Consider the following 13,773-nt stretch of genomic DNA (forward strand, 5'->3'; position numbering starts at 1 on the left):
CCTGGGGAATGGAACGCGACAACGATTAACGAGCGCCAAGCAATGGGCGAACAGTACGGCTGAATTTCTCCGCGCGAGGGCTGTGTCGAACACTCCCCCGCCAGACTGACAGGCTCCATTTGCAAGGCTCGGTGTTTGCTTGAACTCCTCGTTCATTGAGGCTGTAGCAGGGAGGTATGCCACCATGACAGAGAACACTTCATTCCAGACGAGCGACAAGCCGCCGTTGCGCGTGCTACTGGCGGATGCGGACCAGGGCATCGCTGAGGAGATAGCCGGCTTATTGGCTCCGGCGATGGGATCTTTCGAGATCACGCACGACGGTATCTCCCTGGTCAAGCGCGTCCTTACAGGCGCCATCGATCTCGTCGTTTCCGATATCACATTGCCCCTGCTCAGTGGATTGCAGGCTTTGCAGCAATTGCGTGAGAGAGGATCCACCGTGCCCTTCATTGTTCTTTCGGCGCACGGCGAGCCAGCCATCACGCGCGAGGCGCTGCTTTCTGGCTGCAATGGCTATGTCATCAAGCAATTGGCCAGCGATGAACTTTGCAGAGCTGTCGAAGCGGTAGTACACGGCTATCAGTACCTGAGCCCAAGCGCCCTGACCGCCATCATGCTCGCGCCGCCACCCACCCACCGGCTTTCGCGTCGACAGGGGCAAATCATCAATTGCGTCGCCGATGGTTTCCGAACGTCGGAGATCGCTTCTTCGCTGGGCATCTCGCCCCGCACGGTGGAAAGCCATAGGCAGGCGTTGCTACGCCTGTTTGGCGTTCATAACAGTATTGCCCTGATTCGTGAGGCCGAAAAGCAAGGTCTCGTGCGGCAAGGGATGGCCAGACGCATGACGGAGGTGTCACTGGACCCTGCATTGAGTTGAACACGGTGGCGGCATGCAACCCCGCGCAGCCCGGAACCGATAGCACCGAACCAAGTGCATCGGCTCAATGGCAGCAGGAACCCTCCTGCTGCTTCGGTGGACAAGGCACCGTCCCGTAGGAACAGAAAACGCAACAGTCGCCCGCCCTGGGGCGCACTACCTCACCACAACCGGGGCAGTCGTAGAAAAACCAGCAATAGTCGGTGGGCATCGTCTCCATGGCGCGATGTCCGCACAACGGGCATGTCACCGTGCTTTGCAAGACGAGTGTCTGCTTGGAATGCATGATTATGACTCGCGTGAGAGCGGCCGCGAGTGGAACTGTGGCCACGCCGACGTCAGCACGTCAATGCCGGCTCGCACAAACAGCAGCGCCAGCAGTGCGCCAAATACCAGGTCCAGCCATGCCCAGCCGGTCCAGGCGATCAGGGCAGTCGTCAACAGGACACCGGCGTTGCCAATCACGTCGTTACGCGAACACAGCCAGACCGAGCGCATATTGACATCGTCGCCACGAAACCGCGTCAGCAGCAACAGGCACGTCGCATTGGCCATGAGCGCCGCTCCCGCCGCGATGGCCATGACTGTTGGTATGGGCTCGGCACCGGCGATCAGTTTGCGCACGACTTCCGCAAGCACCGCGACCGCGAAAGCGAGCTGGACGCCACCCTTGGCCAGAGCAGCAGCGGCACGGGCACGCAGCGAACGTCCCAGCACGATCAGGCTCAGCCCGTAGACCAGGGCATCGCCCAGGCTATCCAACGAATCGCCCTGCAAGGCAGTCGACTCGGCCCAGAAGCCTGCTCCGAACTCACCCAGAAAGATCGCTACATTGATGGCCAGCACGATCCACAGGATGCAGCGCTGCGCTGCCGATCGGGCAAGCGCTGTTCCGGTGGATTCGCAGTCGCAGCACGCCATGGACTAGTGCTCCCTGGGACAATGGCCTAGGCTAAAGTCCGTAGCTGCTACGGAGTCAAGCCATGCGCATCAGCGATCTGGCCAAACGCACGGGTTGTCACCTCGAGACGGTGCGGTACTACGAGCGCATTGGCCTGCTACCGGAGCCTGATCGTTCGATCGCCGGCTATCGCCAATACGCTGAGACCGACGTCGAGCGACTGCACTTCATCGTGCGCAGCCGGGCCCTGGGCTTTCATCTGGATGAAATCAAAAGTCTGTTGACTCTCGCATCCGAGTCGACCCTGTCGTGCCGCGACGTCGATGCCCTCGCCCGCAGCCACCTCGCACAAGTCGAAGCCAAACAGAGGGAGTTGGCGACACTCGCCAAGGAGCTGCACCGCATGATCGACACCTGCCATAAGGACACTCGCGAGACGTGCACGATACTGCGCGGCCTATCTGGGACGGCGGCGTGATCCAGGACGTGACGACCTTGCTCACCCGCGTATGACGCTGAAATTATCTCCCGCTTCACGGGACGACTTGCGCGTCACCGGCCATGGCACGCCGCTGGAAGTCGGCGCCGCCTTCCTCAAGCTTGGCCTGACATCATTTGGCGGACCGGTCGCGCACCTGGGTTACTTTCGCAGAGAGTTTGTCGAACGACGGCGCTGGCTCGACGAAGAACATTTCGGTCAGCTCTTGGCGTTGTGCCAATTTCTGCCGGGACCGGCGAGCAGTCAATTGGGATTCTCGCTGGGGATGTTGCGTGCCGGCTGGCTGGGTGCGATCGCCGCCTTCATCGCCTTCACCTTGCCATCGGCACTGTTGCTGTTCGCATTCGCCGCATGGAGCGACCGCCTTGCCAGCCCGCTCGGGCAGAGCGTAATTCATGGCCTCAAGCTGGTGGCGGTGGCGGTCGTTGCGCAAGGCGTCCTTGGCATGGCACGGACTCTCACGCCGGACCGTCCCCGCGCGTTGATGGCCGCGCTCGCTGCCGCCTTGATCGCCATGAGCGCCAGTTCGGCGATGCAGTTGCTGGTAGTGGCCGGCGGTGCAGCGCTAGGACCCTGGCTATGCCGAGGCGTGAAGGCACGACAAGGGGCAACGTTCTCGTTGCGATACGGTCGCCGTTTCGGCGCGACCTTGCTTTGCGCTTATGCGGCCTTGCTCCTCGTCGCTTTGATCGTTGCACCCGGCTTGCCGCCACTTGGGCAGGTGGCCGGAGCGTTCTATCGAACCGGAGCCTTGGTGTTTGGCGGCGGGCATGTCGTGCTGCCGCTCTTGAAGCAGGCCGTGGTGGAGCCAGGATGGGTCGGCAACGATACGTTCCTGGCCGGATACGGTGCTGCGCAGGCCGTGCCCGGCCCCATGTTCACGCTGTCGGCCTTCCTGGGGGAACGACTGCACGGCGGTGACGGCGGCGCATTCGGAGCCGCGGTCAGTTTGCTGGCAATCTTCCTCCCCGGATTATTGGTGGTGTCGGGCAGCTTGCCTTTTTGGCGGGCGCTCGCTGCGCGCGATCAAGCGGCGCGCATGCTCGCCGGCGTGAACGCCGCCGTGGTCGGCCTGTTGGCTGCTGCGCTGTACAACCCGGTATGGGTGAGTGCGGTGCGCGATGCCAGAGACTTCGCGATTGCCTTGATCGCTTTTGCGCTGCTGGTAGCGGCGCGATGGTCGCCCCTTGGAGTGGTCGCCTGGTGCGTCGCGGCATCCGTGCTACGAACGCTGTGGGCTTGAACGAGCCGATCCAGCGCAGCCGACACCAACGATCGACGCTTTATGCAGTGCGCTTCCGGGGTCGCGCGTTGCTGCCAGTGGCTTTCGCCGCAGGCGGGCGCGCGCACGACTGCCCCGTCGCACTACAGCAATTCTCGGTGAGAAAACCCACCAGGTCGTTCATGACCGCCATCATCGGCGAGTAGTAGATAAATCGCCCATCCTGTCGGCTCGCGATCAGTCCCGCATGGACGAGCTCTTTCAAGTGAAACGAGAGTGTGGCATTGGCCAGCCCCAACCGTTCGGCGATCGCGCTTGCTGCCAGACCATCGGGCGCATGCTCCACGAGCAGGCGATACACAGCCAAGCGCGACTCTTGGGCGAGCGCAGAGAGGACGGCGATGGCTTGTTTGGTCTGCATGAGGGATCGAAAACTTAGGCCAGGGACCTTCTTAGTGTAAGAGGAAAATGTCGGAGTCGCCGGATGCTCAGGCCGTGGGCGCCTCATACCAGTGCTTGCTCACCGTCACGATGCGAACCACCGAAAGCATGACTGGCACTTCGATCAGAACGCCTACCACGGTGGCCAACGCGGCCCCCGAGTGCACACCGAACAAGCCGACCGCCGTGGCCACAGCCAACTCAAAGAAATTGCTCGCTCCAATCAGCGCCGATGGTGCGGCAACACAGTGCGGCACACCGAGCTTCCGATTGAGCAGGTACGCAAGACCGGAGTTGAAATACACCTGGATCAGAATCGGCACCGCAAGCATCGCGATGATCAGTGGCTGCGCGAGAATCTGCTGCCCCTGAAAGCCAAACAGCAATACCAAGGTCAGCAGCAAGGCAGCCAGCGAGATCGGCCCCAGCCGGGCCAACAGTCGCTCAAGCGCACCCTGCCCGCCATGAGCCCACATGACGCGGCGCAGGACAATGCTAATCAACACCGGCACGACGATATACAGCACTACCGAGAGCATCAGCGTGTCCCACGGCACGGTGATTGCCGAGATGCCGAGCAGCAGTCCCACGATGGGCGCGAATGCGACCACCATGATGGCGTCGTTCACCGCGACCTGGCTCAAGGTGAAATTGGGCTCGCCGCCGCACAGGTTGCTCCACACGAAAACCATCGCCGTGCACGGCGCTGCGGCCAGCAGAATGAGACCGGCTACATAAGAGTCGAGCTGATCCGCGGGCAGCCATGCCGCGAATACGTGGCGAATGAAGATCCAGCCCAGCAAAGCCATCGAGAACGGCTTGACGGCCCAGTTGATGAAGAGCGTGACGCCGATGCCCTTCCATTGGCGACGCACGCCGCCCATCGCGCCGAAGTCGATCTTCAGCAGCATGGGGATGATCATCAGCCAGATCAGGCCCGCTACCGGCAGGTTGACCTTGGCGACTTCCATCCGCCCCAGCCCTTCGAACGTGCCGGGCAACGCATGGCCAAGCAAAGTGCCGGCCACGATGCACAGTGCCACCCACAAGGTCAGATAGCGCTCAAAGAAACCGATGCGGGCCGGCTCCGATGGCGGCGCGGCATCCAAGGCGGTCGCCGTCTCGTTCATGCGACATCCTCGCTGTCGTCTTCACCGGTCAGCGCGCCGATACCATCGAGCGCCCATTTGAGGTCTTCCGGGCTCATCGTCTCGACATTCAGGCTCAACAGCGCCATGAGTCGATAGGTGATCAGCATGTGCGCCTTGCGGAAAGCATCGTTGATGGCAACGGGACTGCCCTTGACCGCAGCCGGGTCGGGTAGCCCCCAGTGCGAGCGCACGAAGTCGCCAAACAGTACCGGACACGGCTCGTTCGCCGCGCTGTCGCACACGGTGATCACGATATCCAGCGGCGGCGCGCCCTCGCCGACGAATCGATCCCACGACTTGCTGCTCAGCCCGTCGATGGGAATGCCCGCCGTCGCCAACTCCTCCAGCGCATAGGGATTGACCTGGCCAGTCGGCTTGCTGCCGGCGCTATACGCCTCAAACCGGCCTTTGCCAAGGTGATTGAGAGTGGCTTCGGACAGAATGCTGCGGGCCGAGTTGCCCGTACAAATGAAAAGAACGCGGCAGGGGTACATGACGTCCTGAATCCGGATGACGGTTACGATTCTATATTTCCATAATGATAGAATCGTTACATGAACGCAACTTGTGCCAAAGCACGCCATAAGGCGACTTACGCCGCAATCCTGTGCGCGTAATACGGCCGCGCCCGATCGTCCAGGATCGCGTAAAGCGCCTCGAGGTTATTCGGGTCGGGGTTGAGCCAGGCATCGATGTGCTCAGGCTTGATGGGAATGATGCAGCGGTCATGGCCGGCGGCGGCCACTTCGGGCGGCGGCTCATCGGTGATGGCAGCGAACGAGAACAAGTCGATGCCGTGATCCGCGCCCGGCGAGATATTCCATAGGCAGGCCACCAGCATTTCCTGCGGCGGCTGCGGATCGAACTCGAGCTTGACGCTCTCCTCCTTCTCGCCCGGCGCCAGCTCCCTGCCCTCCATCTTGTGTCGCGCGACGCTTTCATAAAAGCGGGTCACGATCATGATGCAGTGGCGATAGCCGAACAACTTGCTCCACGATTCTTCGAGCTTGTCGCGGCGCGCGTTGTAAGTGCCCGGGAATTTGCGTTCGATCGCATCGCTCCAGCCCGGCAGGCGGCACTGGTAGCGCATGGGTACAACAATGCGCTGGCCGTCGCGCTCCACCATCACCGGGGCATAGCCGCCGGGATAGATGAGCGAATCCTTGTCGAGCAGTTCTTTGCGTTCAAGGTCTTCCAGATTGCGGCGTGCGGCCTTGATCTTGTTGCTGGCGATGCGCTGATCTTCGGCAGCCTTCTTGGTGGGCTTAGGGCCGGCAAGAATGGCCTCGGCATTGAGCAGTCGCTCGGTCTGCAGCGTCAGCTCCGCCTGCAGCTTCTCGACCCACTCCCTGTCGCCCTCAGCGACGATCTTGGCCAGTTCAAACCCCTCCTCGCCTCGCGGCCTTCGAAACGGCTCGCGCATGGCCCTGGGGATTTTGTTCCAGCCCCCGTCCTTGCGCTTCTCCCAGAACAGCTCGACGAAGCGCTTCAGGCTGATGACGGCACCGAACTCCCGAACGAACTTGTCGTAGTCGGCTTCGATTTGCGCTGAGTAGCACATGGCCTGGAGCTTACAACTGCCGTGTGGTGCAGCACGTCAAGGCGCAGTCGCCATGGCCTTTGTGACGGTCGGGCCGAGCCATCGCTGGCTCGGCCCAATCGGTGCCGCCAAGGACGAACGGATCGGTATTACGACACGACGCCCATATTGGCCAGGCTGGGGTGAAGGTCGCGGACCGGGCTGAGGATTTCCAGCAGCGCTCCCAGGTGCAGAATCGTGGATTCAGCAAACCAAGGCGCCACCAGCTGCACGCCGATCGGCAGGCCATCCCTGCTCGTGCCAAAGCGCAGCGACATGCCCGGCAGCCCGGTAACGCTCAGGGGAGCGGTCGCATCCATCACATGCAAGGAAGAGACCGTCTGGCCGTTGATGACGAACTCCGCCGCATCGTGGGCATGCGCCGGCACCGGTGTCACCGGGCAAAGCAGCGCATCGTAGTGAGCGAAGTACTGAGCGAAACCATCACGCATCGCCTCGATCTGTTGTTCGGCAATGACGAAATCTTCGATCGACGTGTCGGGCGTGTCGAAGACGCCCTGGACGTGCTTGTAGATCAGCTCTTCGTGCCCGGCCGTCGCCTTCCTGAAGGCGGGTTTGGTCTCCATCGCCTGGAGCTTCCACAGGAGTTCGAGCGCATTGATTTGCTCCAGCACGGGGATGCGCACCTCTTCCACGATGACGCCTGCACTCTTCAGCGCCTCGGCCGCCGCCTTGACCGTTGCCGCGACGTCGTTGTCGATCGCACCAAAGCCGGGCTCCACGAGCCAGCCGACGCGGACCCGACGGTTGGGCACGGGCCCAACGCCGGCATCGAGACTGAATGGGCTCGTCGAAAATCCGTCAGCGCCATCCGGACCCGCCAGCAGCGCATAAGCGAGTGCGACATCGCGAACCGAGCGGGCCATCGGGCCTGCGTGCCAGAAGCGGCGCGGCACGCGCGGCCAGACGCCAGTCATCGGGATTCGGCCATGGGTAGCCTTGAGACCGATGACGCCGGTCAGCGCGGCCGGGCCGCGCACAGAGATAGCGACGTCCGTTGCAAGACCGATGGGCGACATGCCCGCTGCGATCGCCGCCGACTCGCCACCGCTTGATCCACCGGGAGTGCGATCAAGATTCCACGGATTCAGCGTGCGGCCCGAGAGCAAATTGTCGCTCTCGATCCAGTAGGAGAATTCGGGGAGATTGGTCTTGGCCAGAAGAATGCCGCCCGCCATCTTCATGCGTGCGACCGCGGTGGCGTCAGTGTCGGGAATGCGGCCCTTGAAGATGGGAGAGCCCAATTGGGTGAGCACGCCGGCCGTATCGAAGGAGTCCTTCGCGGTGAACGGAACGCCATGCAGCGGCCCGAGCTTGTCGCCCGCCAGAACGGCCGCCTCAGCCTCCTTCGCGGCCTTCAGCGCGTCGTCCGCCATCGCGACGATGGCATTGATCTTGGGATTGGTTTGGTCGATGCGGTCAATGTGCGCTTGCATGACCTCGACGGGTGAAACCTCCATGGTGCGGATCAGCTCGGCGAGCTTGGTGGCATCTTGGTAGATCAGTTCGTTGCTCATAAGGGGAATCTCGACGTGTTTGACAGGGGGGGGGTAACAAGCCCAGGCTGTCTGCCTACCTAACGCTTGTTAGGTTGAAGGATAAGCATCATACTAAGATCCCGTCAACCACTTTTTCGCGGCAACCGGTTTGGCCTCGGCGCCGACGCTTGAGAGAATGGATCGTGAGGAGCGAGACCAGGACTCATGCGACGCGTCGGCACCGCCACGTGAACAACGGCATTGAACTTGCGCGATGTCCGCGCAGCACAACTCATCGAGGATAGATTCGTGGATAGTCCGGCAAGCACAAATTCCAGAGACAAGATCCTGGAGGTGGCGACAAAGATTGCGCAGGCGCATGGCTACGGCGGACTGAACCTGCGTGCGCTTGCAGAAGAAGTCGGCATCAAGGCGGCCAGCCTCTATCACCACTTCCCCAGCAAGGCCGACCTCGCAGCCGCGGTTGCCAAACGCTACTGGGAAGATGCGGCCGCCGTGCTGGAAGTGCTGTCTTCCAAGATTCCCGATCCGGCCGATCGCTTGCGGCGATTTCCTGGAACGTTCCGAAAGTCGCTGGAGAACGACAATCGCATTTGTCTATGCAGCTTCATGACCGCCGAGTTCGACGATCTGCCCGACACGGTGAAAAAAGAGGTCGAGACCTTCACCGACGTCAATGTCGCGTGGCTCGGCAAGACGCTGGTCGCGGCGGGCATCGTGGGCAGCAAGGATGCCAAGAAGCGAGCCCATGCGATATTCGCCGCCGTAGCGGGCGCGCAGCTGATGGCGCGCGGTCGCTCCGATATCAAGCTCTTTGATGCCCTGATCAAGAACTACCAGGCGGCTGGACTCCTGCCATTGTAAGAGCTCCCCTTGCCCGCAAGGCATGGCCTCACCTCGTGGTTGCCGCCTGTCTTCACGGCGTCCCGGCGGCACCCATCATTCGGTGATCGCACCCGCCAACTTCCGGATGACGGGTGCCACCAACACGACCAGCGGCAACATGATGGCCCATGAATAGAGATAGGCATGGATCCAATGGGGTAGAAAAGTCCCGCTGGATACGAAGGGTGCGCAGGCGATGCCGGCCGCAATCGAACAGGTGATTCCGGACTGGATCACGCCAAAGACATAGTGGGAGTATTTTTTTGGAAGCTTGCGCATCTGGATAGCCCGCCGATGCGAAGGTACGAAGTCGCCTCGCACAGCATGGGCCGATCGTCTCACTGATCCTCTCGCCGCACGTCTGCCAGGCGGCGCTGGACTTCCAGCGCATTGCGCTCTACCCAGTTGTGCTGGAGCAACCCATCTTTCCGCACGTGAATGACTGCGGTTCCCGTCATGCGAATCGGCGTCTGACAAGGCTCCAATCCCATGAAGCCATTGTTCCTGCCGGTAACGACCCAGCGCGTAACGACTCGATCTCCCGCGCCATTGGAAAACATCTCGACAATTTCGAAGTTGAAGTCGTTGATGGATCGCAGGAATGCCCTCACCCATGTCTTGAAGGCAACGCGCGGTTCAATCAGAACGCCGCCAGAAGTGACGCCAAAGTCTTCGGCCACGAGGTGATCCGCCGCATCAGGATTCTTGGCCTGCCACACTTCGCGCCAGAATCGCTCGACGATTTGAACAGCATGCATCTCGGCCATGGGATCTGTCTCCTGCGTATTCGCCAGCCATGAGTTGTTGGCGCCCGTCGAACTTAAGATGCCAGGCGCCGTACGGAGGGCAGTGTCTGTCCTTGTCGTCAAGAAGTAAAACGAATAATATTTTTATCATCTAGCAATATTTCTTATTCATGAACGCGTCCGAAATCGATCTCGATCTACTGAAGGCTTTCGTCGTAGTGGCCGACCAGGGCAGCTTTACGGCCGCCGCGGAAATCATCGGCCGCACGCAATCGGCGGTTAGTCAAAAGGTGCTTCGGCTGGAGGACGCGCTTCAGATGCGCCTGTTTGAAAGGACAAGCCGTTCACTGCATCTGACCAAGGATGGCGAACGCGTGCTGGTTGCGGGCAGACGCCTGCTCGATCACTACCAGGCATTCATGCAGGAAGTAACCCACCCGCCGAAGGCCTCGGTACTCAGGCTCGGCATTTCGGAAAACCTGCTGCAGACACAGTTGCCTCACGTACTCGCCGGATTTCGCCGCCGCTATCCCGATACCGCCCTCGATCTGACCACAGGCTCGAGCCAGCAATTGCTCGCGGCCCATGAAGCGCAGCAACTGGACCTTGTCATCGCCAGGACGTCGAAGAGCGGAGCATTGCGACGAGGACGCGTGATCTGGCGCGAGCCCCTGGTCTGGGCTACCCATGCGGGATTCCGCATGGATCCGAAGGCTCCCGCGCAACTGGTGATGATGAAGCCGCCTTGCGTCTATCGCGAGACCATGATCGAAGCGCTGGAATCGGCGGGACGCGAATGGACTGCGGCCTGCACAGTCGGCAGTTTCAGTGGCGTACGAGCGGCGGTGCTGGGAGGTTTAGGCGTGACGGTGCTGAGCAAATCGCTCGTGCAGGAAGGCATGAAAACGATCACGCCATCCCGTCATTGGCCAGCCCTGCCCACGGTCGAAGTGTCCGTGCTTGGCGAATCGCCAGAGACGCGCCATATCGTCGAGACATTGACCTCTCTGCTGATCGAAGCATTGACTGAGGGCGCAGCCAAGCGAGCCAGCAAATAACGACTTCGTAGTGATCGGACGGCGCCTGGGCCGGGTCTACGCTTTGCGATGCCGGAGTGATGCGTCCTTCGCCCACTGATAGGCCTTCCCGTTCGGGTAGGAAACCAGTTCAAGCTGCATGCCCCAAGGGCTAAGGAAATAAACCCAGGTTTCGCCGGCCGATGGCCCTTCCGTCATCACGGTCGGTTCGCCCTGGACGGTAACGCCGATCTGGTGCAGGTATGCCACTGCCCTCTCCATGTCATCGACATAGAACGCCAGGTGGTGGCCGCCGATATCGGAGTTTCGCGGCGGGGTCTTGTTCTGGGTTTCGGTCGCGGCATAAGCGAAGATCTCCAGATTCGTACTGCCGGCAGTCATCATCACAATCTTGTCGATGGCCGCATCGGGGGCGACGTTGAGATGCACTGCCATCCAGTCGTCGTTCGACGCAAAGGGGCCGTATTCATAGGCGACTTCGAAACCGAAATGATCGCGAAAGAACGACACCGCCTCGTCAAGGTCGGGCACGGTAAAACCGACGTGATCAACTTTCTTGATGCCAGGAATGCTCATGTCTTTCTCCGCGTTATTTCGATGCAACGACCTTTTGATGATTGCCAGCGGACTCCGAAGTCGTTGGCAGGAAAGGTCCGCCAAGCGATGAGTCGCCAACTTCCAGCGTTCGAGTTTTTCCAAGTCGACCGATGAGAGGGATGGTCAACGCCGCCAAAAGCGCGATCGCTGTTGCCAGGTAGCCCACGGCAGCCAGGCCCCTATGCGCAATCACCAGGCCTCCGATCATGGCGCCCAGGCCGATACCTGCGTTGGCGGCAGAAACATTGAGCGTGCCCGCCAACGCCTGAGCGTGTGAGGCCACTCGCATGACACGCACCTGGCAGATCGGAAACAAGGCGGTGTAGGCGACGCCCCAAAACACGAATGGAATCTCAAACCAACCATGGACGCCGGCCAGAGACACGCTGGCTGCCATGCCGATACCCAGCATCACCACGAAAAAAGCCGTTGCTCCAAGCGGGCTGCGATCGACGGCGCGGCCGCCGAGCCAGTTTCCGATCAGGCCGATCGCGCCAAACCCCATCAGCCACCACCCGACCTGCGCAGGCGCGACACCGACCAGGGTTTCCAGCGTGTCCGCAAGATAGGTATAGGCAGTGAACATCGCCGTGAAAATCAGCACCGACAGACCGACATGGGCGACAAATCGTGGGTCTTCAAGAATCCGCGCCTGCTCGATGAGCCGCATGCGTCGCGGACGTTCCAGCGTTGGCATGACGGCCGCAATCAACAGGGCCATCAGCAGCGAGAGCCCGGCCAATAGCCAAAAGGCGATGCGCCACCCAAAGGCGTGTGCGGCCAGCGTACCCAGCGGAATGCCAAACAGCAGCGCCGCCGAGATGCCCAGATACACCATCGACACCGCGCGTCCAGCATGTAGCGGACCCGCTAGTTGCCCGGCAGTCTCGCTAGCCGTTCCCCAGAACACCGGGAGCAAGAGCGCAGCGATGAATCGCGCCAACGCCAACACCCAAATATTCGGCGCCACCGCAGCCAGCGCATTGGACCCGGCAAAGATCAGCAGGATGATCACGAAGAGGCGCTTGCGTTCGACGTGCGACAGCAACCCCGTCAACAATGGACCGAACAGCATCACGGTGAACGCAAAAAGCGTCACCAGTTGCCCGGCGGCAGAAATCGAAATGCGCAGTTCACGCGCCAGGGCAGGCAGCAATCCAACGATCAGAAACTCGGTCGTGACGATCACGAAGGCGGCCACCGCCAGAATGGCCGTGGGACCCGCGCCGCGGCCGGATGGTTGGGCGCTCGGCGGCGCTGTCGACAAGGAAGACATGAAGGTGTTCGCGAATGGCTAGTGGGTCTGACTAGCTTATTGCGGATAGGCCATCTCTATTAAGGTATTATTTCCATATATTCTGGAATTGATATCCATAATGTGAGCGCCGCATGACTCCCTCAGAACGACTCAAAGGCCTTGAGGCTTTCGTCTTCACGGCGGACTTCGGCAGCTTTACCGCGGCGGCCGAGCGCTTGAACCTGACCAATTCAGCGGTCGGCAAAAGCGTGGCGCGACTGGAAGCGCGACTGGGCGTACGGTTGTTCGAACGTTCCACGCGAACACTGTCCCTCACCGATGCGGGCGCCGCGTACTACCGCACCTGTGCGCGTGTGCTCACGGACCTCGCGGAAACAGAGTCGGTACTCGCCGCGCAACGGGTGGAGCCTGTCGGTCATCTGCGCCTGGATGTGCCTGCTGCATTCGGGCGCATGAAAGTGTTGCCGCTGCTGTTGCCGTTCTTCGCGCAGCACCCCAACCTTCGCCCCCATCTTTCGTTCACGGATCGCTTTGTGGATATCGTCGACGAAGGGATCGATGTGGCCGTGCGGATCGGCGGCGCGAATATCTGGCCTGAAGCTTTGGGCCATCGATACCTCGGCGCCGAACGACTGAGCCTTTGCGCCTCGCCCGCATATCTCCAACAGCATGGAACGCCACAGTCGGCAGCGGAGCTCAGTCAGCACGATGCCGTCGTCTACGGCCGAGCCGATGGCAGCACCATTCCCTGGCTGATCGCGCAGGAGGCCGGCCCGACCGAACAATGGACGGTGGACGCGAACATGGCACTCGGTAGTGGCGAGGCGGTGGTCAGCGCCGCCAAGGCCGGCTGCGGCATTGCGCAGCTGGCCACCTGGCTGGTGAGGGATGAACTGCAGGAAGGCACGCTGGTGAAGATTCTTCCGCAACTTGAAGTGGAAGGTCTCCCGCTCCACCTCGTGTGGCCGCGCAGCCGTCAGTTGCTGCCCAAGGTCGATTCGATCCTAAAGCTGCTTACTGCCTCGCTGCGCATCGATTAGGGGCAGCAGGCGCC

17 protein-coding genes are annotated in these 13,773 nt (G+C 61.2%); 6 read left to right on the forward strand and 11 right to left on the reverse strand.

From position 1 onward, the window contains the following. The first annotated feature begins 184 nt into the window (after positions 1 to 184). On the forward strand, positions 185 to 883 hold the full coding sequence (locus tag AC1DMY_RS10865; protein WP_477164961.1) for a response regulator: 699 nt from the start codon (positions 185 to 187) through the stop codon (positions 881 to 883). A gap of 64 nt (positions 884 to 947) precedes the next feature. Here the strand turns inward: AC1DMY_RS10865 and AC1DMY_RS10870 are convergent, their stop codons facing one another. Together AC1DMY_RS10870 and AC1DMY_RS10875 are read right to left on the reverse strand one after the other, a co-directional pair. Next, complete coding sequence (locus AC1DMY_RS10870) at positions 948 to 1,169, reverse strand: GDCCVxC domain-containing (seleno)protein (RefSeq protein ID WP_477164962.1); 222 nt, start codon at positions 1,167 to 1,169, stop codon at positions 948 to 950. Positions 1,170 to 1,171: 2 nt separating this feature from the next. After that, the gene (locus AC1DMY_RS10875) at positions 1,172 to 1,804 is read right to left on the reverse strand and encodes a cation efflux transmembrane domain-containing protein (protein ID WP_477164963.1); all 633 of its coding nucleotides are present in this window, start codon (positions 1,802 to 1,804) and stop codon (positions 1,172 to 1,174) included. A gap of 62 nt (positions 1,805 to 1,866) precedes the next feature. Between AC1DMY_RS10875 and AC1DMY_RS10880 the strand changes: the two genes are divergently transcribed. Together AC1DMY_RS10880 and chrA are read left to right on the forward strand one after the other, a co-directional pair. Then, positions 1,867 to 2,262, forward strand: coding sequence for a MerR family transcriptional regulator (locus AC1DMY_RS10880; RefSeq protein ID WP_477164964.1), 396 nt, complete (start codon positions 1,867 to 1,869; stop codon positions 2,260 to 2,262). A gap of 31 nt (positions 2,263 to 2,293) precedes the next feature. Beyond that, a complete protein-coding gene (gene chrA, locus AC1DMY_RS10885) occupies positions 2,294 to 3,526 on the forward strand; it encodes a chromate efflux transporter (protein WP_477164965.1) in 1,233 nt (410 codons plus the stop codon). A 40-nt stretch (positions 3,527 to 3,566) separates the two neighbouring features. Here the strand turns inward: chrA and AC1DMY_RS10890 are convergent, their stop codons facing one another. The 5 genes from AC1DMY_RS10890 to AC1DMY_RS10910 form a co-directional block, all read right to left on the reverse strand. Continuing rightward, complete coding sequence (locus tag AC1DMY_RS10890; RefSeq protein WP_477164966.1) at positions 3,567 to 3,926, reverse strand: ArsR/SmtB family transcription factor; 360 nt, start codon at positions 3,924 to 3,926, stop codon at positions 3,567 to 3,569. A gap of 67 nt (positions 3,927 to 3,993) precedes the next feature. Continuing rightward, positions 3,994 to 5,076 (reverse strand): ACR3 family arsenite efflux transporter, encoded by a 1,083-nt coding sequence (gene arsB, locus AC1DMY_RS10895; RefSeq protein ID WP_477164967.1) that lies wholly within the window; start codon positions 5,074 to 5,076, stop codon positions 3,994 to 3,996. Then, positions 5,073 to 5,591, reverse strand: coding sequence for an arsenate reductase ArsC (locus AC1DMY_RS10900; protein WP_477164968.1), 519 nt, complete (start codon positions 5,589 to 5,591; stop codon positions 5,073 to 5,075). The genes arsB and AC1DMY_RS10900 overlap by 4 nt, the downstream gene beginning before the upstream one ends. A 98-nt stretch (positions 5,592 to 5,689) precedes the next feature. After that, positions 5,690 to 6,658 carry an SOS response-associated peptidase family protein gene (locus AC1DMY_RS10905; protein WP_477164969.1) on the reverse strand — a complete coding sequence of 323 codons (969 nt, stop codon included), beginning with the start codon at positions 6,656 to 6,658 and terminating at the stop codon, positions 5,690 to 5,692. Positions 6,659 to 6,786: 128 nt separating this feature from the next. Next, positions 6,787 to 8,214 (reverse strand): amidase, encoded by a 1,428-nt coding sequence (locus tag AC1DMY_RS10910; RefSeq protein WP_477164970.1) that lies wholly within the window; start codon positions 8,212 to 8,214, stop codon positions 6,787 to 6,789. 228 nt (positions 8,215 to 8,442) lie between these two features. On the opposite strand from AC1DMY_RS10910, the gene AC1DMY_RS10915 reads away from it, so the two are divergent. Beyond that, a complete protein-coding gene (locus tag AC1DMY_RS10915; protein WP_477164971.1) occupies positions 8,443 to 9,060 on the forward strand; it encodes a TetR/AcrR family transcriptional regulator in 618 nt (205 codons plus the stop codon). A gap of 75 nt (positions 9,061 to 9,135) precedes the next feature. On the opposite strand, the gene AC1DMY_RS10920 is transcribed toward AC1DMY_RS10915, so the two are convergent. Further along, positions 9,136 to 9,360: a DUF2798 domain-containing protein gene (locus tag AC1DMY_RS10920; protein WP_477164972.1), complete on the reverse strand. Its 225-nt coding sequence runs from the start codon at positions 9,358 to 9,360 to the stop codon at positions 9,136 to 9,138. Positions 9,361 to 9,419: 59 nt separating this feature from the next. Continuing rightward, positions 9,420 to 9,848: an ester cyclase gene (locus tag AC1DMY_RS10925; RefSeq protein ID WP_477164973.1), complete on the reverse strand. Its 429-nt coding sequence runs from the start codon at positions 9,846 to 9,848 to the stop codon at positions 9,420 to 9,422. A gap of 149 nt (positions 9,849 to 9,997) precedes the next feature. Here AC1DMY_RS10925 and AC1DMY_RS10930 point away from each other — a divergent pair, with 149 nt between their 5' ends. Continuing rightward, positions 9,998 to 10,885 carry a LysR family transcriptional regulator gene (locus AC1DMY_RS10930; protein ID WP_477164974.1) on the forward strand — a complete coding sequence of 296 codons (888 nt, stop codon included), beginning with the start codon at positions 9,998 to 10,000 and terminating at the stop codon, positions 10,883 to 10,885. A gap of 36 nt (positions 10,886 to 10,921) precedes the next feature. Here AC1DMY_RS10930 and AC1DMY_RS10935 read toward each other — a convergent pair whose 3' ends face one another. Then, entirely contained in the window at positions 10,922 to 11,440 is a 519-nt protein-coding gene (locus AC1DMY_RS10935) for a VOC family protein (protein WP_477164975.1), read from the reverse strand. Between the two features lie 13 nt (positions 11,441 to 11,453). Further along, positions 11,454 to 12,650: an MFS transporter gene (locus AC1DMY_RS10940; RefSeq protein WP_477164976.1), complete on the reverse strand. Its 1,197-nt coding sequence runs from the start codon at positions 12,648 to 12,650 to the stop codon at positions 11,454 to 11,456. Between the two features lie 200 nt (positions 12,651 to 12,850). On the opposite strand from AC1DMY_RS10940, the gene AC1DMY_RS10945 reads away from it, so the two are divergent. Beyond that, positions 12,851 to 13,759 (forward strand): LysR family transcriptional regulator, encoded by a 909-nt coding sequence (locus AC1DMY_RS10945; protein WP_477164977.1) that lies wholly within the window; start codon positions 12,851 to 12,853, stop codon positions 13,757 to 13,759. Positions 13,760 to 13,773: the final 14 nt, after the last annotated feature.

This window comes from Dyella sp. 01L423 (assembly GCF_056399945.1).